Below are 23,093 nucleotides of genomic sequence, written 5' to 3'. Positions count from 1 at the left end.
TTTTAGATATCAGTTTAATTTCTCAGACTCTGTATGGGTGCCGGTATGCGGCCGCCGCGGCGTACGAAGAGGGAGGAGGAGAAGGGGTTGACCGGCATGACCGGGGCCCGGCCCAGTAAGCCTCCGAATTCCACGTAGTCGCCGACCTTTTTGCCGGGGGCGGGGATGATTCTTACGGCGGTGGTTTTCTGGTTGGAGATGCCTATGGCTGCTTCATCGGCGATAATGCCGGCGATGGTTTCGGCTGTGGTGTCTCCGGGTACGGCTATCATATCCAGACCTACTGAGCAAACGCAGGTCATGGCTTCCAGTTTGTCCAGGCTGAGTGCTTTGTCTTCTACGGCCCGGATCATGCCTGCATCTTCACTGACCGGGATGAAAGCGCCGGACATGCCTCCTACGTAGGAGGACGCCATGGCTCCGCCTTTTTTCACTGCATCATTGAGCAGGGCCAGTGCCGCTGTGGTGCCGTGAGTGCCGCATCTTTCCAGGCCCATTGCTTCCAGTATTTCCGCTACGCTGTCTCCTACTGCCGGGGTGGGGGCCAGGGAGAGATCCACGATGCCAAAGGGCACGTTTAGTATTTTGGCGGCCCTGCGCCCTACCAGTTCACCCATCCGGGTGATTTTAAAAGAGGTCTTTTTGATTATTTCGGCCAACTCGCCAAAATTAACGTTGCCGGCTTTTTCCACGGCGTATTTGACTACACCGGGGCCGCTGACTCCTACGTTGATGACCGCTTCCGGTTCGCCGACTCCGTGGAAGGAACCGGCCATGAAGGGGTTGTCCTCAGGTACGTTGGCAAACACGACCAGCTTGGCACAGCCCAGGCCGTCTTTGTCGGCGGTTTTCTCTGCGGTTTGTTTGATGATCTGGCCCATCTGGCAGACGGCGTCCATGTTGATGCCTGACTTGGTAGTAGCCAGGTTGACGGAGGAACAAACTCTTTCTGTTACGGACAGAGCTTCCGGTATGGACTCCAGGAGTATTTTATCGCCTTTGGTAAATCCTTTGTGCACCAGGGCTGAGAAGCCCCCGATAAAATTAACTCCTACTGTGCCGGCAGCTTTTTCCATGACTTCGGCAAAGCCTACATAATCTTCCGCTGTGCTGCTCTCTGCCACCATGGAGATGGGGGTAACGGAGATTCTTTTGTTTACGATGGGTATACCGTAGTTGTTTTCAATGTCTTCGCCTGCTTTGACCAGGTTGGCAGCCAGGCGGGTGATTTTATCGTAAATTTTTTGTTGGGCGGCTTTAGGGTTGGGGTCAGCGCAATCCCTCAGGCTGATGCCCATGGTGATGGTGCGTATGTCCAAATGTTCTTCCTGCACCATTAGAATGGTTTCCATAACTTCCTGTATTGTTAGCATTATTATCCCCCTATATGCGATGCATAAAACGGAAGGCGTCTTCGTGCATGGCGTCAATACGCATTCCCAGTTCTTCACCCAATGCGGCAAGTTTTGCTTTCAATGTGTTTAGGTTGATTTTGCTCTGCTTCATGTCCGCTACCATGATCATGGTGAAGAATTCTCTTAGTGTTGTTTGGCTGATATCAAGTATGTTGATATTGTTTTCAGCCAGTATGCCGGATACGCCGGCGATAATTCCTACACGATCCGCTCCCAGCACGGTTACTATGACACGCTGGTTCTCATCGGTTTTAGCCGGATTTGTCACGCTGGTTCTCTCCTTTTATTTGAATAACTTAAAGTTTTCGCCGTTAAGTTGCAACTTCCTGCTTCAATATAGTTGTGCCTATTATTTTGTAATATTATGAATTGTTTTACAACATGTCTACCGGTTTTTCGGCAGCAGGTAGATACCGTCTGTCTGTACCTCGTAGTCTTCAAGCAATTGCTTGAAGATTTTTTCTTCTGACGGGTTAAAACGAACGGAAATACCGCAGGAGGTTGTGATGCTGCGCGGTGTGGGTACTATGGTAAAGACTGCGCCGTGTTTTTGCAGCAGCTTCTCGGTTCTTATAGCTTCGTGGGTTGAAGGAAAAACTATGTAGCCGTATTGTTCCGGCATAGGGAAAAACCAGCTCCTTCAGTCAAAATGATATTACTTAAGCCAAGAGTTATTTTATCATAATAATTAGTAAATGAAATTATATTTCGACAATATATAAAAAATAATTAGAAAATATAACAGAAAAATTTAAATTAATTTAATTATGAAAGGAAATTGTCTGAATGTTTATCTATACATAATTTTATTATTATTGTATAATAATACCTAAAATCGCGCATTTTTTATACCTACAGGAAGAAATATTATAAATACCGAAAAAGTAATTTTTTGCATTTTTCGTTTCATTAAACACAGCAGTTTATGACATATTATACCATAGAAGAAATATATTAGACAAGTAATCAACAAATGAATTGTTAATTTAATTATAATGTATTCCCCGAATATATTAATACATTTATCGTGGTGCAAGAATTTTTTAGGTCATTACTTCTGACTATTGGGAGTAAGTTGATTTATGAGAAGGAAGAACAAAAGATTTAGTTTAACTGAAAAGCAAGAGAAGATTTTTCAAAAATAGCTAATGGATAGAAAAGTGAAGCGCGGATGGTTTTTCACTCAAATAATATACTATTACTGGCAGCAGATTTTTTAATATGCAAGCAAAATGTTCTGTAGTATAAGTAAATATATTTAGATTGTATTTATATAGAAACGATTAATAAAGTAATGGTAATTTTTACTCCTATCCTGTAAAATAGAATCAAGTGTGGGGAGGGGTATTATTACCATGAGGAAATTGCATTTAAACAATCCACAAAATTTAACCATTGAGGATTTGAATAAGATAAAAAGAGAAACACCATATAAACTAAGATGCAGAGTTCAAGCTGTCATTCTTGTCATGAAAGGGAGACAAGCAAAGCAGATTGCCGAATATCTTGATATAAGTGAACAAACCATAAGAAAATACGTTGCTTACTTTAATGAAGGTGGAGTTGAAAAACTGCTTCATGTATCAAAAAAACCGGGAAGACCGCCAAGGCTAACCAATGAACAAAAAGAAGAGGTCAAAGAGGTACTGAAAAAATCACCATCAGAGGTTGGTTTTAGTACCCATACTACTTGGAATTGTAAAACCCTCGCTGCTTACATTCATGATACATACGGCATTAAATATACATCAGATGGTGTTTGGCGCATGCTTCTTAAGATGGATTTTCGTTATAATCGTCCCACTTATGTATTAGCCAAAGCTGATCCGGAAAAGCAAAAAGCTTTTCAAGATGAGCTGGAAGAGTTAAAAAAATCTCACTGAATGTGAAATACTCCTATATGTGGATGCATCTCACATTAGGGACTATCAAGGTTTACAACGAGCATGGTTCCCAAAAGGTGAGCAAAAAAAGATTAAGACCTATGGACACCATGCAAAAGTTACATTATACGGTGCTTTAAACTACTATACGGGTAAAGTTTTTTGTGTAAATTATGACAAAATCAATGCAGAAAAATTCAAAGATTTTCTTAAAAAATTGGTATCACATTTTTTAAAAGATGACATTTCTAAAATTTACATTGTTCTTGATAATGCAAGAGTTCATCATGCAAAATTACTTAAAGACTTTTTAGACGAGCATAAGGATCATCTGTTTTTGAAATTTCTTCCACCCTACTCACCCAATCTGAATTGCATAGAAGAGTTATGGAAATGGTTAAAAAATACAGCTATTTATAATCGCTTTCATAAAAATGCTTCAGAAATTCAAAAATCTGTTGACTCGTTTTTAGAGGAAATCAAATGCTGTTCGGAAGATGTGAAAAAGAGACTTTGCGTTTAATTTATAACGATATTTATTATTTCGGTTCTATATAGTTCAGGGGGAATATTGCCTTGGATATAATCAGAATTTTAATAGTAGCTGAAGATATTTCGTCAAGACGCGGTTTAGTATCTATTTTTTCTTTGGAAAGCATGTTTGATATGTTAGGTGGTTATTCCATTGATGAAGCGATAAATAAATTAGTCTTGTTACAACCTGATGTAGTACTAATTAACATAGTAGGTGATATATCAATATATATGTTGTTGATAAAAAAGATTAAAAGCGAGTGTCCATATAGTTTGGTATTATCAATAATAGATAATAAAAAGTCGGAAGAAATCGCAAAAGTATTGAATCAAGGTTTAGATGGTTATATACCTAAGGGAGTTTTGAGTGGATATTTGGTTAAAATAGTAGAGCTCTCCTGTTATACGGGTCTTTTTTGTCTCCCCGGATTTGTAAAAAATATGGTTTCATTTAACAGTTCTAAAAAAAATAATATACATAAAATGAAAAATAGTGTAGTAGAGAGTTGTGAAAACCTATCCAAGCGAGAAATGGAAATACTGAAACTGATGTCTCAAAATCATTCAAACACTGAAATAGCCGGTATGTTGTACATAAGTCTACCTACAGTGAAGACTCACGTCAGCAATATACTGCGTAAGTTAGGCCAGCAAAATAGAGCTCAAGCTATATTATATTCTATAGCAACTGGCCTAATAAATAATTCTTTATAATTATAACATAGTGAAGTGTTTAATTATGAAGTTGTAATAACAAATTCATCCTTTTGGTTGATTGTTGGAAAATAAAAAATAATATATATTTCTAACAAATAAAGCCTCTATTATAGGGGCTTTTGTTTTTTAATTATTTATAAGGAGAAAATATTATGATAAAAATGAGACTTATAGTTATTAAAAATAATATTGTTACACGTGAAGGAATATCATTAATTTTAGATTCTATTGAAAATATTGAAATTGTGGGATGTGAAGGTGCCGATGTACTAGAGGAAGCCGTCAAATTACAGCCGGACTTTCTTATTTATGAAATATTTTCAATTAATCATATTGAAGAGTTTGAATACGACATATTAATTAAACTAAAAAAATTATGTAGTTGGACAAAAATAATAATAGTTTCAGAACAACCAATTAATCAAGAAATACAAAAAGAGTTTTTATACATTTGTGATGGTTACCTTCAACATCCGATATTACCAAGGTTTTTATTGAAAGCGTTACAGTTAATTTGTTACTCAGGACATTTCTTCTTTCTTGGTTCTTTAAAGAATATAGTGAAGGAAATACAAGAAGATAAAAAAGATATATTTCTGCTAAAATCCTAAACTGTTTCAAAATGAAAAATATTAAAATTGGTGGTGCTGTTAAATATTGAAAGATAAAATAATTAAAAATGCAGTGATGAGAGACGTTTTCGTTAAGTATCAAAAGGAGATTAATAATTTTGATAATAACAATTATTTTGAAAAACAATTTATTTACGATACTAATAAAAAGAGTACATATGAATTTTTAGCGCATAATGAGCAAAAATCAATCTCATCGGAAGTATTTAATGCATTCATAATAATTATAAATTCATTTTTGCTAGAAGAAGCAAAGTATATTTGTGATATATTAGAAAACGGTAATAATCTTGATTTTTATGATCCTGAAAAAACTGCTCTGAAAATACTAGAGACCATATATATGTTGTCAAGAGAAAATAAGTGTTATATGGAGGAACTTAGGGTTGCAGTGATATTAAGTTTTGTTAATGCTACTAACTTTTTAGGTTGCAAACTGCCAAATACTCTTTATAAAAGTCTTGAAATAGTTTTGCATAATATTAATAAAAAACTAAATGAGTTGTATTGAGGAATACAAGATTTTTTATAATACCAGGGAGATAGTCATACCCTGGTATTATAAATTATATGCAAGCTATTGGTTAAGTATGTATTTTATATTACGAGAGGATTAAAATTGTTAAATATAGATTAGTCATTTTATTTTATAACTAATATCAGGTATGAGTTTTCACTAATATTAATCATACCTGTGGATAATACATGCTTTATGGCCTTTATGGTATTATATCAAAAGATTATATTGTCTTCTAAACTTAGTATTAGAATTATATGTGTGGGAAGGTGTATAGATAAATGGGTAATATTCGTATAGCTATAATGAGTGAAAATCCTTATTCTAGAAATTGCCTGTCAGCTATTTTTTCTTCGGAAAGCGCTTTTAACGTGCTGGGTAGTTTTCCATTAGCGGAGATAAATGATAAAGCCAGTTTTTTTCAACCAGATGTTATATTATTTGATGTATTTGATGATGAAAAAAAATACATCGAAGAGATTAAGCAGTTAAAAAATAATTGTGCTTTTACATTAGTATTTGCCTTACTGGAAAAAAAGCATTGTGAGAGTATATATGAAGAGATGCTTAAATACGTGGATAGTTGTATACAAAAAGGAATTACAAGGGGTTGTTTAGTAAAAGCTGTTGAATTGGCCTGTATTGCCGGATTGTTTTACATACCTGCTTCCTTAAAAAAAATGATTTCATTTATTGAAACTGATGAAGAATTAACAAATAACTATGTTATGAAAGGTAATCTTGCCAATGGTAATACCTTAACTCGCAGGGAAATGGAAATATTGCAGTTAATAGCTATAAGCCTTTCTAACCGAGAGATTGCCAAAAGGCTATTTATCAGTGAACCAACAGTAAAAACCCATGTTAGTAATATTTTACGTAAACTTGGACAACAAAATAGATCCCAGGCCATAGTTTACTCTTATAAAAACGGTTTAATAACTAACTGCATCTAAATAAGCAGAATCCATTTATTGTGGCGCATCAGGAGGGTATATGGTATGTTACTGAATAACTGCAATAGTGATAAATTCTTTTATACAGCTTTTGGCCTTTACATAATGTCAGATTTTTTATTGCCAGAGCTTTTACCTGCTTCTATTTGTACACCTGATATTTGTATTAGTTATGGTAAAGTTCCTATCAATATTTTAAACCCTGTTGAGAAAACTGACACCTATCAAGTTGCAAAAAACCAATTTCTTTTTCAAGTTCAGGGTATAGGCCGTTATTACGTTACAAATGGAAACCGTATCGTTGTTAATCCTGCTAAGCGGACTGAAGAGCATATTGTACGCCTCTTTCTATTAGGCACTTCTTTTGGAGCTTTGCTTCTGCAGAGAGGAATTTTGCCTATACATGGTAGTGCTGTAGTTATCAATGGATGCGGTGTAATTTTTACAGGGGCATCAGGTGCAGGTAAATCTACACTATTAGCTGCCTTCAGACAACGTGGTTATTCTTTTTTAACAGATGACGTGGCGGCGGTGACACTAAAATCCGATGGTGCTGCATTGGTGCAATCCGCCTACCCACAGCAGAAACTGTGGCGGGACAGTGCAGAAGAAATAGGGCTTGATACTGCACAACTGGCACCGGTTTATAATGGGATTGAGAAGAAAAAATATAGTATTCCTGTACATAATGGCTTCATCCAATCGCCTGTTTCACTGGTTGCTGTATACGAACTTAGAGCGGAAAGTTGCCGTGATGTGACACTTAAGCCACTTTGGGGTATGGATAAACTGGCAGTGTTATTGAAACACACTTACCGTTGCTGGCTAATTAAAGGGCTAGGGTTAATGGAGGTTTATTTTAAACTATGTATAGCTGTAGCAAGACAGGTAAGTGTTTCCCGTCTGACCAGACCTGAAGGGCTGTTTTCTCTGGAGGAACAGGTACGTTTAATAAATCAGGACATAGCTGATTGCTCGCTTGCAGCGCATTTATAATACTAAAAACAGAAAGAGGTTTGTGAGATATGGGGTTGCAAATCGGACTGGGTAGTACTATAGCTAAGGCTAAAGGATTGGTAGTCGCAGGTATGAACGGGGAAAAATATATGCTAAATATTGAAAAAGGAGAGATATATGGACTAAATAGTATCGGCAGCAGTATATGGCTTTTGCTGGAGCAGCCCAATACAGTGCAAGAGTTAGTGACAGCGCTGATAAAAGAATACGATGTGGATGAAGGAAATTGTCAGCGTGATGTATTGTCTTTTGTAAGTAGACTCTATAATAAAGGACTTGTTGATATTGCTCAAACGGTTAAATAAATTCTTGGCTTTGCCATATAAGGAACAGTTTTTGTTTATAGAAGCTTTTTTACTGACAGGTGTTGTGCGATTGTTTATCTTGCTGTTGCCTTTTAGATGGTTTTCTCCTGTTCTCGGGAAACATATGGGAGAATCGCCAGTTGAGGAAGATGTTATTATGCTCGAAGCAGCCAGAAGAGTTGGTTGGTTAGTTGAAACGGTGAGTTTCTTTACTCCTTGGGAAAGCAAGTGTCTGGTTCAGGCGGTAGTAGGTAAAATAATACTTCGACAGCAAGGCATAGCTAATACGCTTTACCTCGGAGTACGTAGGGATGAAGGAAATAGTTTAGTGGCTCATGCCTGGTTAAGATGTGGTGAGACGATAGTAACCGGTGGATATGGTAGGGAACGGTTTGTTGTAGTAGGTAAATTTGCTGATTATATAAAAATTTAGATGACTCAAAGGGGGTTTTATAATGGAAAAATTGATACAAAGTAAAAAACAGCCATGGTCTGAGCCTCAAGTTACCGAGATTAATGTTAAAAACACGGAAGATCATATAGTGTATAAAGTTAATGGCGGTAGTGATTGTATGTATGACACCGAACATACTGATCATGTCTCATAAATTGAGGGAAATACCAACTAAAATGCTAATTATTTGTATTATTAGTTGTGTTATTTATAATTAAAAATGGCGGTAAAAAGCTATGAGCGCTATATGCGGCATTTACTATTATGATGACAGACGGATTTCACCTGAAACTGGAGCGGCAATGATGCGTAAATTAGGTATTAATCATGCAGACGCTGTAGGTACCTGGCAAGATGGACAGGTATTTTTGGGATGCCATATACAGTGTATCACTCTCGAGTCGCACCGGGAAATATTACCATATCATGATGGACTGAGTGGTTTAACTATTACTGCGGATGCTATCATTGATAACCGAACCGACTTATTTGATAAGTTAGGTATCAACTATTCCCACCGGGAGGGTATGCCGGACAGTACGTTAATTTTACTGGCCTATCGGAAATGGGGGGTGGATTGTCCGAAATACCTTTTAGGCGATTTTGCTTTTGCCATATGGGACGAAAACCGGCGGGAATTGTTCTGTGTTGTGGACCCTACCGGGACAAGGGCATTTTATTATTATCAGTCGGCGGAGCTATTTGTTTTTTCCACACTACTTAAGCCGCTGTTTGTTTTGCCTGAGGTTACAAGAGAGCGTAATGAGATCTGGATTGCCGATTTTCTGGCTGACCCATCAGTAAAACATCAACTGGATCCAGAACTGACTTTATATAAGAACGTTTTTCTCTTGCCTGCCGGGCATACGCTTAGGATATGGCCTGACGGGGTAATGAAGCGGACTTACTGGGAGGCTGAACGGCAGCCTGAACTAAAATTGAAGTCAGATGGTGAATATGAAGAGGCTTTCCGGCAAGTTCTCGGAGAAGCGGTTCAATGTCGTTTACGCTGTGCTCGTCCTGTAGGGGTGATGATGAGCGGGGGGCTGGATTCTACCTCGGTGGCTTGTATGGCTGCCCGGAAGCTTAACGAAACCGGACATCGAATTCAGGCATTTACTTCGGTTCCAATAAAAGATTACCGCGACTGGCTGCCTGCTTCATGGCTGGCTGACGAAACACCTTATATTGAAGCTATAAAAGAACATTTCGAAAATATTGATGCAAATTACTGTCGTTTTGATGATAAACATTCATTAAGTGATACGAAACAGGCATTTGCAATGTTGGAACAACCCTATAAAATTTTAGAGAATTTATTTTGGATTGACGGTATCTTAGCTGCCGCAAAAGAACGAAATATAGGTGTAGTTTTACATGGTTCTGCCGGTAACGTTACTATTTCTTGGGGCTACATTCAACCCTATTTACAATCCCTGTTTCGGGCAGGGCAGTGGTGCTGTTTATTCCGTGAAAGTTGGGCCTATGCCAGATGCCAGCGGAATCCGCTAAGGGCTTTGTTAGGATTGTATAAAGCACTGATGCCTTATAAAATACAAAAAAAATATGATCAGCTTAAAAACCGCTCTCAATTTATTAATTGGCAATATTTATTATCACCTATTAACCGGGATTTTGCTTACCGTACCGCTGTACAAGAGCGGTTAGAACGGATTGAGAAGGTTAAGTTAAATATAAACAAATCGGACTCATACGAATTGCGCAGAAAATTTTTAAGTCCGGAAGTTTTTAGTCACATGGGTGTTATCTCCACTAAACTGTCGTTAAAATATGGAGTAGCCTGGCGTGATCCAACTATGGACAAGCGAGTTATCGAGTTCTGTCTCAGTGTGCCGGATAACCAGTTTGCACGGGGGGATAAAAGCCGGTTTTTATTGCGTCGTGCGATGGAGGGAATTTTACCCGACAAAGTTAGGCTGAACAGAACAGTAAGAGGAAAACAGAGCGCCGACTTGACTCAGCGTCTGCAACCTTGTTGGCCTCAGCTGATCGCTGAGATAAAAAAAATTGGGGACCGGGAATCTGAACGTATATATCTGGATATTTTAAAAATTCGTGAAGAACTAACTAAATTTACTACCTTAAGTGATGAGTCACCGGATAACACCAGCTTGCGTATGCTTCTCCGAAGTTTAATTTTTAGCCGGTTTCTAAAATATGAAGAAAGTACGATGGGGTGATACTATGTTAGACAATCCTTTTAAGAAAATTCCCCATGAGCTTTCATTGATGCTTGCAAGTATCAGTAGTGATACAACCAAAACTGAAATGCTATTGAATAAACCAACTGACTGGCAATTCTTTGCCCATCTGGCAGTTCACCATCGTGTATACCCCATAGTCTATAAAACACTCAGCCAATTAAATAACCCGGTTGTACCTGGAAATGTTCTCTGTCTTTTGAGGCAGAAATGCCGGGAGAATACTATTAAGGCACTGAGCATGACCGGGGAAACGGTTAGAATTGTAAAGTGTTTAGAAAATCACGGCATACCTTGTCTTGTATTAAAGGGCGTGCCCCTGGCTTTGCGTTTGTATGGTGACATATATCTTAGACCGTCTAAGGATATCGATATACTGGTCCATCCAGATCTATTGGAAAAAGCTCAAGCAATATTAGAGAATGAAGGCTACTACAGAATAGATACGAAGAATTTGACAACCCGTCAGCTTGAGATATATTCAAAAGCTTCACCCAACTCTTTTCATTTTAGTTACTGGCACAGCAGTAAGGAGATTAATTTGGAGCTTCACATAAAGCCTATTGATCGCGGATATGTACTATCTCTGCCGATTGAGGGCAACGTTAATAGAATTGGGATAGCTGGTAACCCTTTGCCAGTGCTTTTAGACGAGGAGTGGTTATTGTATCTAATACTGCATGGGGCTAAGCATGCCTGGTTTCGTTTACGTTGGCTTAATGATATTGTAAAGTTTTTGCAGCAAGAAAAGATTGATTGGAATAATATTATGGATTTGGTGAGAAAAACAAATATGCAGACTACATTTCACCAGTCGTTAATAATGGCTAACCTCCTTATGGATCTGCCTGTGCCGCCCATTTTATTAACAACTGTAGCTAAGGATCGATATGCATGGAAGATGGCCTGTAATGCGATGAACTTGTGTCTGATAGCAGTTGATAATGAAATTAGTAAAACTAATAGTTATACCAACAGGCAACTTCTTTACGATTTTCAAATTCATAATAGTTGGAAAAGCAGGTATAAATTTTTAATGCGGTTAATTGGGCCTAATATAAGAGATATCAAGCTTATAGCTTTACCTGATAAACTGTATGTATTGTACTATATCATACGCCCTTTTACATTTTTAAGTCGTCGTTTGCAAAAGTTGAGAACAAGGAATTAGCACTATGGATATGCTTTTGTTATATATCAAGGATTTATATAATTTATCGAGAATTAGGTTTGTTGTAAATGTGCTGCTAATGATTGCGCTGGGGATGCTGGAAGGTATAGGAGTATTAATGATTATACCGTTATTAGTTGTGTCCGGCATCATTCCCGGTATAGAAGCAACCAGTGGAATGACTTCTGTGATAAGAGGTATTTGTCAAAACATGTGTGTGACATTAAGCCTTCCGGTTGTATTGTTGTTGTATCTAAGTGTTATTTGGGTGCAAAGCTGGCTGAAGCGTTATCAATCCTTAGTTAATTTTGATCTCCAGCAATCATTTGGAGTATTATTATCTGCCAGGCTGTATCGTGCTGTGGTTTATGCTGATTGGCAGCTTATAATATCCAGGACAAAATCGGATATTACCAATATAATAATTTCAGAACTAATGCGTGTTTATGTTGGGCTAAACTATTTTTTACAGATAACAACTACGGTTCTAACCACTTTAATACAGGTTGTTATTTGTGTTTTGATAGCCCCAGTTCTAACTTGTTTTGTGCTGGCCGGTGCTATAGTTTTATTTATATTCTTTCAGAACTTCGTTAAAGAATCCCGAAAGATGGGTCAAAATATATCTGACTTAAACAGAAATTTATTATTTGACCTTACAGAAAACCTAAACGGCTTAAAAGAAATTAAAAGCCATGGTATTGAGTTGGTCCAAATAAATAACTTTATCAAGATTCGTGATATGATGAAGCAAAACCTTAGTGAATTTAGTCAAATTCAGACTCGGACTGATATGTTGTACAAAGTTGGTTCAGCGGTATTTATTAGTTTATTCCTGTTCAGTGCCATTGAGATATTTAAGCTCAACCCACAGGAGTTTATTGTGATTTCAGTAATTTCTGCCCGCCTCTGGCCCAGACTTTCTTCCTTTCAGATGGGACTGCAGAATATCAACAATACACTTCCTGCTTTTCGAGCCGCAAGGGAATTGGAAAATCAATGTCTTGCCGCCGGGGAAAGGCTACCAGAAAATGAGGCATCAAAGAAGATCGATTTGTATCACGGGGTGCAATTTCGTAATGTTTCCTTTTACTATGATTCCTCCTCTATAAACTACTCTTTAAATGAGTTAAATCTTTTTCTTCCTGCTGGTAGGACTATTGCTTTCGTTGGTGTTTCAGGTGCAGGTAAAAGTACTGTGGTGGATTTGTTGATAGGATTACTGAAACCGAAAGAGGGAAATATTTTAATTGACGGTAAGCCATTGCTGGAGAATTTGCTCCAATGGAGAAATTCTATTGGATATGTACCCCAGGATGCTTTTTTATTTAATACCAGTATTAGGGACAATATGTTGTGTTTTTGTCCGGATGCTTCCGAGAATGAAATTTGGAATGCTTTACGGTTAGCCTCTGTCGATTTCTTTGTCAACGGTTTGCAGGATGGCCTTGATACTTTAGTAGGAGACAGAGGTATTCGACTGTCTGGTGGTGAGCGGCAGCGTATTGTTTTGGCGAGAGCTCTATTACGAAAGCCGACAGTTTTAATCTTAGATGAAGCCACCAGTTCTCTGGATTTAGAAAATGAAAAACGTATTCAAGAAGCTATTGATGGTTTACAGGGTAAGATGACTATTGTGGTTATCGCTCATCGTATTTCCACTATTAAAAATGTTGACCGGATATTTGTATTGGAGCAGGGGCGAGTCATAGAACAAGGAAATTATAGATTATTGATGGAAAACAAGGAGAGCCGTTTTTATTCTTTGGCGTGTACAAATCAAATTTAATTGTTATCAAAATGTATGATAGCTCACCTAATGCACATGAAGGTGGGTTAATTTATTTAGTTATCAGCAAATTCGTCATACATTTTGATTAAAAGACTAATCATATGGTGCGAATTTCATACTATAGTATCATTCCTATGCAGGATGATGTTAAAAATTATATATGTTATTATTCAACTACTAAAATGATATTGGGGGGTCTAATATTATATGAAGTTGATTTTATGAAATAGCATCTGAAAAATTAAGTTTGTACAGTCATAAACGGCAAGCTAACAGGAGGTTTTTGTGTGGAACTAGAAATAAAGGATATTATTAGGATATTGAAAAAGGGGAAACTATTATTGTTAATACTGCCCTTTATCGCGGTGCTTACCAGCGGTATTATAAGTTATTATTTCTTAACGCCGGTATATAGTGCGACAGCGACAATATTGGTTAACAACAAAAGTCAAAGGATTATGGGTGGACTCGATTATCAAGACATTATGCTGTCTACTGAATTGGCAAAGACATATAGTAAGATTGCTGTTAGCAGAACTGTGGCTGAAAAAGTACTCCAAGTTGAAAAACTAGATATAACCCCGGATCAATTTATTGGCAAAGTTAGTGTTCAGCCTGTTAAGGAGAGCCAGTTAATAAATATAACTGTTGTAGATCCAAATCCCAATACAGCCGCTCATTTGGCTAATATTACTAGTAGGGTTTTTGTGGAAATAATTGTTGATATCATGGAACTTAATACTAATGGTGCAAAAGTAATAGATATAGCAATACCATCAAATTCGCCCATTAAGCCAAATGAAAAACTTAATATATTAATTGCAGGTTTATTAAGCTTGATGATTGCGATTGGTATTCTCTTATTGCGTGAGTTTATAGATCAAACCGTCAAATCAAATGAAGACATAGAAAGATACTTTGGTTTGCCGGTTTATGGTAATATACCGAAAATCAAATAATTTAGCAAAAGAAGAGTTTTATCTAAATCTATCTATCCTTAAGTATTAGCTGCTTTATGCGAATAATATTGTTGAATGAAAGGAGTTATTTCATGTTTAGCAATAAACTGATAACAATCAATAATCCTAAATCACCAATAGCTGAAGCTTACCGAATATTGCGTACAAATATTCATTTTTCTGTGTTAAATAAGCCTCTTAAGACTCTATTAATAACAAGTGCCGGGTGCGGTGAAGGAAAAACTCTTACTGTAGCTAATCTTGGCGTAGCCTTTGCTCAAGCTGGAGAAAAAGCTGTATTATTAGATTGTGATTTTCGAAAGCCCGGTCTGCATACGGTATTTGGTCAATCCAATAACAAGGGATTAGTAGATATCATTTTAGGGAGACTCCCATTGGATCTTGGATTGAAAAATGTGGGAATAGATGGATTAAAGCTAATCACCACTGGATCTGTTCCTCCTAATCCGGTTGAACTGATAAGTTCTAATAGAACAAAGGAATTTATTTCTGATTTGGCTGAAATGTTCGATATAGTATTGATTGATACACCACCGGTGGCTCCATTAACTGATGCTGCTTTAATGGCATCTAATATGGATGGGGTCCTTTTGGTAGTGGCTCAGAGTAAGTCTAAAATTGCGATGGTTCAAAAGTCTAAGGAATTACTTCTTAATGTAAATGCCCGAATTATTGCAACTGTTTTGAACATGACTGATGATCCGGGGGAAGATTACCGTTACTATAATTATGGCTAAGAGAACTGCAATATGTCAAAGGATTATAATAAAATAGCTGATTGTGGCTAGTGTACAGTGTGGGAAAGTGTTGCTGCTTTGATATATCGGTTAATGTCTGAGGAGTGTTGATAATGAAAAAAATGCTTCAACTATATTTTTCTATAGCTTGTATTGGTATAATAATTGGTATTGTAATTGCAACGCACGGCTCTATGGTTGCTATTGGCAAGAATAAGACAAAAACTAACGAACATAACTATGATTACTATGGACACTGGGCTGAGAAATATATTGAGGAAGCAATGGTAATGGGTGTTGTTAATGGATATCCGGACGGTAGTTTCAAGCCTGATGAACCAGTTACTCGAGCGGTTTTTGCGGTTATGCTTAGTAAGATCATTAATAACATTGAAAAAAAAGAAAATCAGGTTCCATTAAATAAATTCAATGATTATGACGATATTCCCGTATGGGCAAGGATCGGGCTTCAAAAAGCGATAGACTATAATTTTTTATATGCTTATCCAGATAATACTATACGTCCTATGGAACTGTTAAATCAAAGCGATATTTATAAAATAATCCCTAAGGAAAAGATTCCTAAAGAGATATTTAAGAATAGCACTGATGCTGTCGTAACGAGAGCCGAGGCTTGTGTAATTATTTCTACCTTCAGGTTTTCGAAATTATATACTAAGATACCAGTTGCCACTTCTGTCAGTAAAGAAGACGCATCAGACAGAATAGTATATATTCGGGTACCTTAGATACCCATTAATTTCTCCACCATGTGTGGTGTTTTTTTATGCCGATGGGGTAGTTCTGGGAAGTATGAGAATTTGCAAGCCATTTTGTTATGACAATTATAGTATGCGTATGGTCTCCGCCTGTAAAGGCCCCTGCCTGAAACCTCTTATCATAAGGATAGATTTTCTTAGAGGCTTATCCCAAAATATTAATATTAGGGTATAAATCAATACATATATTTTGCTTTTTAGAGTTTAGTATCTCAACGTTAACTTGTCCTGTTTCTGTTATTGCCTATTTATCCTGCTGTATATATAATAAAAGAAAATTTGTTAGGGGTGAATGAAATTGGCTGTTGTAGAAGTTAGTATTGTACCTCTGGGAACCGGTTCTCCCGGTGTAAGCGCTTATGTAGCCAGGTGTCTGGAAGTGCTGTGTGGGGAAAAGGAGGTAGTTTATCAGCTGACCCCTATGGGCACTATTATCGAAGGAGAACTGGACGCGGTTTTGTCCGTAGTGCGCCGTATGCATGAAGAGCCGTTTAATTCAGGTGTGGAGCGAGTGGTAACCAGTATCCGTATTGATGACAGGCGTGATCAAGCCCTGACCATGCAGGGAAAAATGGCTTCAGTGAAAAACAAACTTGACTTGATCGACAGCAGCAAATAATGGAGTATTTTAAAAAGCTTTTGCATGGCTTGAAGAATGGGGAAATAAAGCCGGTATATCTTTTGTACGGGCAAGAAGTTTATCTGCTTAACGAGGCAATAAAAAATTTTAAAAAAATTGTGTTAAATGAGGAGACCGGTGATTTCAATTTTGACCTGATAAACGGTGAAGAAACAACTCCCGAAGATATAGTCAGCCTGGCGCAAAATTTGCCCTTTATGGCTGAAAAGCGCCTGGTGGTGGTTAAGGACTTTCCTGCTTTTAACGCGCCTAAAAATAAGGCGCCTGAGCAGGAAGCAGCAGGTGAAGAGGAGCAAGCCGCCGGGGAGAAGGAGAATATTTCTGTTGACGGTAAGGGAAAGCGGGCTAAATCAAAATCGACTGCAGACGATGCGTCAAGGTATAAAGCTTTATTGCAATACATAGAAAAACCGTCTTCCGACACCTGTTTGCTGTTTACCTTTTCCGGCAGTGTGGATAAACGTAAAAAACTGGTGCAGGCTATCAATAAGACAGGAGAAGTTATTGACTTTGTTCTGCTGAAAAAGCAGGACTTGCGCAAATGGCTGCTGCAGCAGGCTAAGAAAGCAGGTAAAACATTTCAACCGGAAGCTCTGGAGCTATTTCTGACCGGTGTTAAAAATGATCTTTATCGTATCTCTGCTGAGGTTAAAAAGCTGTTCAACTACACTGACGACAGGGCGATCATAACCAAGGAAGACATAGAGCAAGTAGTGATTTCCCAGATAGATTTAAGTATTTTTGCCGTTGCCGATGCTATCGGTGAAAAGCGCTGTTCGGATGCTCTGCGGGGAATCAGAGATCTGCTTCTTTATCGTGAACCGCCGCAAAAAATACTGGTTATGATTTACAGACAGTTTCGCCTGTTATTTCAGTATAAAGCTTTGCAGGAGGAGGGTGACTCCCAGTCAGAAATACAGGCTAAAATGAAACTCCATCCCTATGTTGCGGGAAAAATTGCTAGACAGGCCAAGAACTTCAGTATTGAAGAGTTATACAAGGCCATGTATGACCTGTCAGAAATTGACGCAGCCACGAAAAGCGGGCAGGCAGAGTTCTGCCCGGCTATAGAAATGATGTTAATCAAAGTGTGCAGTGAGAAGTTGCCGCTTTAAAAAATAATCGGATGAAGGAGATGGTTATTTGTGTTAAACAAAATACTGGCAAATATAAAGATCACCACAAAGATTTACCTGTCTTTTGGATTGGCTTTATTAATATTATGCTCCTTCGCTATTATATCTATAGCAGAATTTAATAAGATTTCCAATGATGCAATTGGTTTGCAAAAAAATGAACTGCCCAGGTACTATAATTCCATGAAGCTTGCTACTATGCTAAATGAGCAAGTCATGAATATAAGGGCTTACATGCTTTACCGGGATGAGAAATTTGCCAGCCAGTTTCAGGACATTAGCAAACAATCTTCTGTTCTGGAGAAAGAGGTTTATGAGCTCAGCCGTCAGCAAAAAAATAAAGATATCTTATCCGCTATAATGTCACACCAGGACAGGTATACAGCAATATGTACAGAGCAGATTATACCCCTGGTCAGAGCCGGTAATATAGAAGGGGCAGTACAGGCCGGCAATACTGTAATAAATGATTACCAGGAGATACAGAGACTGCTGGCGGAATATACCGCCGGTAAAGACGGAGATATTAATAAGGTGGTGGATGATACTCTGGCTGACAGCAGGCAGGCCAGAAATCTCATACTGGTTTTACTGGTTATAGCTTCTGTTTTGTCTGTAATTATCGGATATCTCCTGATTATTTCCATCACTAAGCCGATAAAAGAAGTTATTGAGGAAATGTATAAAATGGGTGAAGAGCATGATTTAAGAGAAAGATATCTTGTGGAAGGTGTTCAGGATGAAATAGGCAGCTTAAGAAGAACCTTTAATCATATGCTTGTGAATAGAAGAAGGATGATCACAGAGATAAAGGATTCTTCCACCACCCTGGCTGCTCAAAGCGAGCAGTTGTCTGCCAGCTCGGAGCAGGTGACTTCTGCCGTTCAGGAAGTCGTTGCTACCATTAATCAGTTAGCTATGACAACAGACAGTCAGAGTGTCAACACCAGTCAGGTTAACCAACTGGCTTTAGGAATGTCGGAAATGGCCAAACAGGGCAGCCAGGCGGTGGAAAATACGCTGCAGAAAATGAATCTGATAAACGGCAAGGTTGTGGAAAGCACAACAGTTATCAGCGACTTGGATAAGCGTTCTCATGAGATAGGGCAGATATTAGAGGTGATAACCAATATTGCCGACCAGACCAACCTGCTGGCCTTAAATGCTGCCATTGAAGCAGCCAGGGCCGGTGAAGCAGGCAGAGGTTTTGCCGTGGTGGCTGAGGAAGTGCGCAAGCTGGCGGAACAATCGGCAGGCGCCACAAAGGATATAGCCAGTATAGTCAAAGAAATAAAAGGTCAAACCAGGCTGGCCGTTGATTCCATGGATCAGGTCACGGGTGTGGTGGAGGACGGGGTAAAAGTGTCAGCTGAAACCAGTAGCATATTGTCCAAAATAATTGGAGAAATTGAACGTGTCACGGTAATGGTAGGAGAAATATCCCAGGCTGCGGAGAATAATTCGGATATGACACAGAATCTGGCTTCAGCCAGCCAGGAAACAAATGCTAATATTGAGCAGGTATCCGCCTCGGCGCAGCACTTAACTGAAATGGCTGAAAGATTAAGAGAGATGACGGCTGTATACAAATTGTAGAATATAAAATGCAACAGTATGCATTTTATATTTTTTAAGCAGAAAGTTAAGCTTGCAACCAATTTTTATAATCCCAAGGCAGTGTAAATAAAGGTCTAATAGGTATGGTGTCCCCCAGTAAAAAGAGGGGGACATTCTTAATTTTCAAGTAACTACATAACGAGGAATCGTTTAACCGGTTCATTTATAAGGCTTTTAGCAAATATTAAGTCGTTGAAGGACTTGTTATGTGTTACCGGGAATCCGGGTTATATGACTTGTAGTCAGTGCCTTTTTGCATGAGTTTGCCGGTATTTCTATTATCGTAGAGAGTGCTTATATTAATACTTTTATTGGCGAACCGTTTAAGTCTTGATATTACTGAGTTTTTCAAACCGCTTTTCGCCGGCAAAATTGCATTTGCAAAATATAAAACCACCCTCTGGAGTGTATACGCGAGTTTGGTATAGTTAGCGTAAGATTGATATGGCCTGTCCTGCCTGGGTTATAGGGGGTTTTTCCCAAACTTTAGGAACAGGCATTTACATAACCAACTTTCATGACTTATAATTGCAATAGTCTTTTAAAAGACTGGGGTATGGGGAGGGTTAACCGGGAACTGGGGAGCATTTGGTTAACCCTCTTTAATTACGCTACCAGTGCAAAACTTATATTTGCTCCAAAATTTCTAAACCGGTTCTTTCCGGTCCCGCCAGTGATGCTTTCCAGTCTGGCAGTAACCTTCACGCCCTTGTCCGGCAGCGGAGCTATAACCTGAGCATGCTCCTTTTTCAGATAACCCAACTGATAACTGCCTTTACCTATCACTTCAACAACAATTGCTACTGCATTAAGATCTGCCTCGTTGTTTAAATCCCCCACCAGGTTTATTGTGATTTCATCCGGACTGTAGTTTCTTAACCGGGCCAGTGCCTTTTGCCGGTTGCCGAAGGTTACGCCTCTTACCTTTGTGTAGAATTTGCCCTGTTTAACCATTTGCCAGTCTGTTTTTAATGCTTGGCTGCGGCTCATGCCCTGGGTGTAGTGTAAGCGGTTTGCTATGGTCATTACAGTTGTTTTCATGTTATCGCCCTCATAGACATTATATTCAAGATATTGTAGATATTATGCAATATCACATATATGGCGTCAATAGATTGTTGTAATATTTCTTTGACTTGTTGTAGAAATTATTTTATACTATATAGGAATAGGGGGGATACTATCGTGGCTTTTTCATTTAACCCGCTCTGGAAATTGCTTATTGATAAAGGAATGACAAGGGAAGAATTACGTAGTAATTTGGGTTTATCACCATCAACAATGGCAAAGATGAGTAAAGGGGAATATGTATCATTAGAGGTGTTACATAGAATGTGCAGTTATTTTAACTGCCAACCGGGAGATTTGTTTGAATATGTGCAGGATGAAGGGAACTAATAACCAATATACACTTTTTAACCGATATTTAGGGGGCAATAAAATGGAGGAAAGCATAGTAACAGTTTGGAGACCAATTAACTTTAATGAAAAATGGCTTAAATGCTCTATCTCTAAACTATTAAATATTTTGCCATCATGGGAAGGTAAACGAGAACAATTAAAAAAAGATACTCAAGAATATCAAAAATTTCTTAACCGCCTTAAAAGACAACACGCTATAGAAACTGGAATAATTGAAAGGTTGTATGATTTAAAAGAAGGTATAACTGAGACTTTCATCAAGGAAGGATTTAAAGAAATATATCTTCAACATGGAGATACAAATATACCACAAAGAAAGTTAATGGATTATTTACATGATAATTTTGAAGCAATAGATTTTGTATTTGATGTAGTAAAAAACAATAGAATGATCACTAAAAGCTTCATATTAGAATTACATCAATTAATAACAACACACCAAGATTATATTGAGGCAATTGACACCTTAGGTAATATCATTTCAGTAAAATTATTAAAGGGTGTATTTAAAAAACATGATAATAATCCAAGGAGAAGTGACGGTTCAGTCTATTTGTATTGTCCTCCTATTCAGGTAGAGTCCGAGATTGACAAACTTTTAAGTATTTATAATGAAATGGAAAATAAAAACAATACACATCCAGTTATCCTAGCTGCTTGGTTCCATCATTCTTTTGTACAAATACATCCATTTCAAGATGGGAACGGAAGAATGGCTCGACTCTTGGCTAGTTTAATATTAATTAAGCATAATTTATTTCCTTTAATAGTAAATCGCAAAGAAAAAAAGATATATATCGAAAGTCTCGAATTAGCAGATACAGGTGAGTACCAGCCATTAGTTGATTTATTCTGCGATATTCAAATCAGAAATATACAGTTTTCCTTAAACTGGAAAACCAGTTATGAAAATTCATCTTATAATGAAATAGTTAAACATTTTTCTCAAAAAATATTAGATTGGAAACTTCAATCTAGAGAAAATAGGCAATCATTAATTGATAAAAACCGTAATAATATTTTTGTTTATACTGAAAATGTACTCAATAGCATTTCGTTAGATCTTCAAAGACAAGTGAATAAATTAATAAATATATCCTTGCAAAAAAGTTATCCAGGGGATTATAAAGATTACTATTTTACGCATCAAATTATTGAATATGCTAAACAACATGACTATTATTTTAATAGATCCTTCCCAAGAGGATGGTTTAAAATATTATTTATTCTTTCTGAAAGTAGAAGTTATCAATTAGTTATTACTATTCATCATTATGGTTATGATGATTCTACCATAGCTATTGGAGCAATCTTAGAATTTATTGAATCGAAACCAAGTAAGAAGGGAAATAAGGGATCTGTAAGAAAAAGCAGTAACAATAAAATTATTACTGCTCTACCACTTGAGATTAAACCGTTAACTATTTCGGCTGAAATTGAGATTGCAGATTTAGAAGCAAACATAAAATTATTTCTAGAGGATACTATTACAATAACATTAGCTCGTGTAGCTAATGAGGTTTATTAAGTTTTACTTGATGGAAAGTATTCATTCAAAGGTGGGATAAGGTAAGACATTGCCGCATCTTGCCCGGATGACAAGGAAAAGATGCTGGGATTACGATTGGGTTATAGAGTTCGATATTCGAAAACTGTTTGACAACATTGACCACGAATTATTTTGGCAACTTTTGTCCCAGCATGATGAAAAATGAACTTTCGAGTTTAAATCTCACACTAGTCAGGTGGGCAATGAGAACGCGCAAGAGTTTAAAACGCAAGCCAGCAAGGGCACTTGACTGGCTGGGTACTTGTGCTAAGACAAGACCTAATTTATTTGTTCACTGGGAAATGGGCATCAGGCCTACGGTATGATAACAAGAGCCGGATGAGGGGAGACTCTCACGTCCGGTTCCGTGAGCAGGTGGGAGTGAGACTCCCCTGCTTGACTCGACCCTCTTTGTATGAGTTTGCCACCAATCTGCCACCATTTCGCTGGCAAAAGTGTATTTGCAAAATATAAAACCACCCTCTGGGTGGTTGTTAAATTTACTCTAGGAAATTATGCTTATTACGGATCTGTGGATAAGTTAGAGTCGGTACTTCATAGTTTCCAATGAGCACGATGCCTTTGGCTGCAAGAAAGTCGCTTAAAGCGCGACCTTCT

The 23,093-nt window shown here is 37.8% G+C and carries 25 protein-coding genes; 21 read left to right on the top strand and 4 right to left on the bottom strand.

What is annotated here, in order from left to right; all coding sequences use genetic code 11:
* Positions 1-14: 14 nt before the first annotated feature.
* From DTOX_RS15920 to DTOX_RS15910, 3 genes are all read right to left on the bottom strand, one after another.
* Positions 15-1,373 (bottom strand): PFL family protein, encoded by a 1,359-nt coding sequence (locus tag DTOX_RS15920; protein WP_015758709.1) that lies wholly within the window; start codon positions 1,371-1,373, stop codon positions 15-17.
* Between the two features lie 10 nt (positions 1,374-1,383).
* On the bottom strand, positions 1,384-1,683 hold the full coding sequence (locus DTOX_RS15915; RefSeq protein ID WP_015758708.1) for an ACT domain-containing protein: 300 nt from the start codon (positions 1,681-1,683) through the stop codon (positions 1,384-1,386).
* Positions 1,684-1,800: 117 nt separating this feature from the next.
* On the bottom strand, positions 1,801-2,037 hold the full coding sequence (locus tag DTOX_RS15910; RefSeq protein WP_015758707.1) for a putative Se/S carrier protein: 237 nt from the start codon (positions 2,035-2,037) through the stop codon (positions 1,801-1,803).
* Positions 2,038-2,770: 733 nt separating this feature from the next.
* Between DTOX_RS15910 and DTOX_RS24940 the strand changes: the two genes are divergently transcribed.
* The 19 genes from DTOX_RS24940 (at position 2,771) to DTOX_RS21645 (ending at position 19,483) form a co-directional block, all read left to right on the top strand.
* The gene (locus DTOX_RS24940; protein ID WP_042315521.1) at positions 2,771-3,298 is read left to right on the top strand and encodes an IS630 family transposase; all 528 of its coding nucleotides are present in this window, start codon (positions 2,771-2,773) and stop codon (positions 3,296-3,298) included.
* A 19-nt stretch (positions 3,299-3,317) separates the two neighbouring features.
* On the top strand, positions 3,318-3,821 hold the full coding sequence (locus DTOX_RS24935; RefSeq protein WP_242652418.1) for an IS630 family transposase: 504 nt from the start codon (positions 3,318-3,320) through the stop codon (positions 3,819-3,821).
* A 53-nt stretch (positions 3,822-3,874) separates the two neighbouring features.
* The gene (locus tag DTOX_RS15895) at positions 3,875-4,546 is read left to right on the top strand and encodes a response regulator transcription factor (RefSeq protein WP_015758706.1); all 672 of its coding nucleotides are present in this window, start codon (positions 3,875-3,877) and stop codon (positions 4,544-4,546) included.
* 155 nt (positions 4,547-4,701) lie between these two features.
* Positions 4,702-5,160, top strand: coding sequence for a helix-turn-helix domain-containing protein (locus DTOX_RS15890; RefSeq protein ID WP_015758705.1), 459 nt, complete (start codon positions 4,702-4,704; stop codon positions 5,158-5,160).
* A 46-nt stretch (positions 5,161-5,206) separates the two neighbouring features.
* The gene (locus tag DTOX_RS15885) at positions 5,207-5,692 is read left to right on the top strand and encodes a hypothetical protein (RefSeq protein WP_015758704.1); all 486 of its coding nucleotides are present in this window, start codon (positions 5,207-5,209) and stop codon (positions 5,690-5,692) included.
* A gap of 287 nt (positions 5,693-5,979) precedes the next feature.
* Positions 5,980-6,654, top strand: a complete 675-nt coding sequence (locus tag DTOX_RS23940) for a response regulator transcription factor (protein ID WP_015758703.1) — start codon at positions 5,980-5,982, stop codon at positions 6,652-6,654.
* A gap of 45 nt (positions 6,655-6,699) precedes the next feature.
* A complete protein-coding gene (locus tag DTOX_RS15875) occupies positions 6,700-7,650 on the top strand; it encodes a phosphoenolpyruvate carboxykinase (ATP) (protein WP_015758702.1) in 951 nt (316 codons plus the stop codon).
* A 29-nt stretch (positions 7,651-7,679) separates the two neighbouring features.
* On the top strand, positions 7,680-7,976 hold the full coding sequence (locus DTOX_RS15870; RefSeq protein WP_015758701.1) for a lasso peptide biosynthesis PqqD family chaperone: 297 nt from the start codon (positions 7,680-7,682) through the stop codon (positions 7,974-7,976).
* 31 nt (positions 7,977-8,007) lie between these two features.
* On the top strand, positions 8,008-8,409 hold the full coding sequence (locus DTOX_RS15865) for a lasso peptide biosynthesis B2 protein (RefSeq protein WP_242652448.1): 402 nt from the start codon (positions 8,008-8,010) through the stop codon (positions 8,407-8,409).
* A gap of 22 nt (positions 8,410-8,431) precedes the next feature.
* Positions 8,432-8,584, top strand: a complete 153-nt coding sequence (locus tag DTOX_RS23145; RefSeq protein ID WP_015758699.1) for a hypothetical protein — start codon at positions 8,432-8,434, stop codon at positions 8,582-8,584.
* 82 nt (positions 8,585-8,666) lie between these two features.
* Positions 8,667-10,631, top strand: coding sequence for an asparagine synthase-related protein (locus DTOX_RS15860; protein WP_015758698.1), 1,965 nt, complete (start codon positions 8,667-8,669; stop codon positions 10,629-10,631).
* 4 nt (positions 10,632-10,635) lie between these two features.
* Entirely contained in the window at positions 10,636-11,823 is a 1,188-nt protein-coding gene (locus DTOX_RS15855; protein ID WP_042315982.1) for a nucleotidyltransferase domain-containing protein, read from the top strand.
* Positions 11,824-11,827: 4 nt separating this feature from the next.
* Positions 11,828-13,612 (top strand): ABC transporter ATP-binding protein, encoded by a 1,785-nt coding sequence (locus DTOX_RS15850; protein ID WP_015758696.1) that lies wholly within the window; start codon positions 11,828-11,830, stop codon positions 13,610-13,612.
* Positions 13,613-13,902: 290 nt separating this feature from the next.
* Positions 13,903-14,574, top strand: a complete 672-nt coding sequence (locus tag DTOX_RS15845) for a YveK family protein (RefSeq protein ID WP_015758695.1) — start codon at positions 13,903-13,905, stop codon at positions 14,572-14,574.
* Between the two features lie 92 nt (positions 14,575-14,666).
* On the top strand, positions 14,667-15,332 hold the full coding sequence (locus DTOX_RS15840) for a CpsD/CapB family tyrosine-protein kinase (protein ID WP_015758694.1): 666 nt from the start codon (positions 14,667-14,669) through the stop codon (positions 15,330-15,332).
* Between the two features lie 113 nt (positions 15,333-15,445).
* A complete protein-coding gene (locus tag DTOX_RS15835) occupies positions 15,446-16,081 on the top strand; it encodes an S-layer homology domain-containing protein (protein ID WP_015758693.1) in 636 nt (211 codons plus the stop codon).
* 322 nt (positions 16,082-16,403) lie between these two features.
* Positions 16,404-16,730, top strand: a complete 327-nt coding sequence (locus tag DTOX_RS15830) for an MTH1187 family thiamine-binding protein (RefSeq protein WP_015758692.1) — start codon at positions 16,404-16,406, stop codon at positions 16,728-16,730.
* Complete coding sequence (gene holA, locus DTOX_RS15825; protein ID WP_015758691.1) at positions 16,730-17,866, top strand: DNA polymerase III subunit delta; 1,137 nt, start codon at positions 16,730-16,732, stop codon at positions 17,864-17,866. Before DTOX_RS15830 ends, holA begins: the two co-directional genes overlap by 1 nt.
* Before the next feature lie 30 nt (positions 17,867-17,896).
* The gene (locus DTOX_RS21645) at positions 17,897-19,483 is read left to right on the top strand and encodes a methyl-accepting chemotaxis protein (protein ID WP_015758690.1); all 1,587 of its coding nucleotides are present in this window, start codon (positions 17,897-17,899) and stop codon (positions 19,481-19,483) included.
* 627 nt (positions 19,484-20,110) lie between these two features.
* Here the strand turns inward: DTOX_RS21645 and DTOX_RS15810 are convergent.
* Entirely contained in the window at positions 20,111-20,545 is a 435-nt protein-coding gene (locus DTOX_RS15810) for an HIRAN domain-containing protein (RefSeq protein WP_015758689.1), read from the bottom strand.
* A gap of 144 nt (positions 20,546-20,689) precedes the next feature.
* On the opposite strand from DTOX_RS15810, the gene DTOX_RS15805 reads away from it, so the two are divergent.
* Both DTOX_RS15805 and DTOX_RS15800 read left to right on the top strand, forming a co-directional pair.
* On the top strand, positions 20,690-20,902 hold the full coding sequence (locus tag DTOX_RS15805; RefSeq protein WP_015758688.1) for a helix-turn-helix domain-containing protein: 213 nt from the start codon (positions 20,690-20,692) through the stop codon (positions 20,900-20,902).
* A gap of 43 nt (positions 20,903-20,945) precedes the next feature.
* Positions 20,946-22,454: a Fic family protein gene (locus DTOX_RS15800; protein ID WP_015758687.1), complete on the top strand. Its 1,509-nt coding sequence runs from the start codon at positions 20,946-20,948 to the stop codon at positions 22,452-22,454.
* Positions 22,455-23,093 lie beyond the last annotated feature (639 nt).

The sequence above is a fragment of the Desulfofarcimen acetoxidans DSM 771 genome (genome assembly GCF_000024205.1).
Classification (GTDB): Bacteria; Bacillota; Desulfotomaculia; order Desulfotomaculales; family Desulfofarciminaceae; genus Desulfofarcimen; species Desulfofarcimen acetoxidans.
This window is presented reverse-complemented; position numbering and strand designations above follow the sequence as displayed.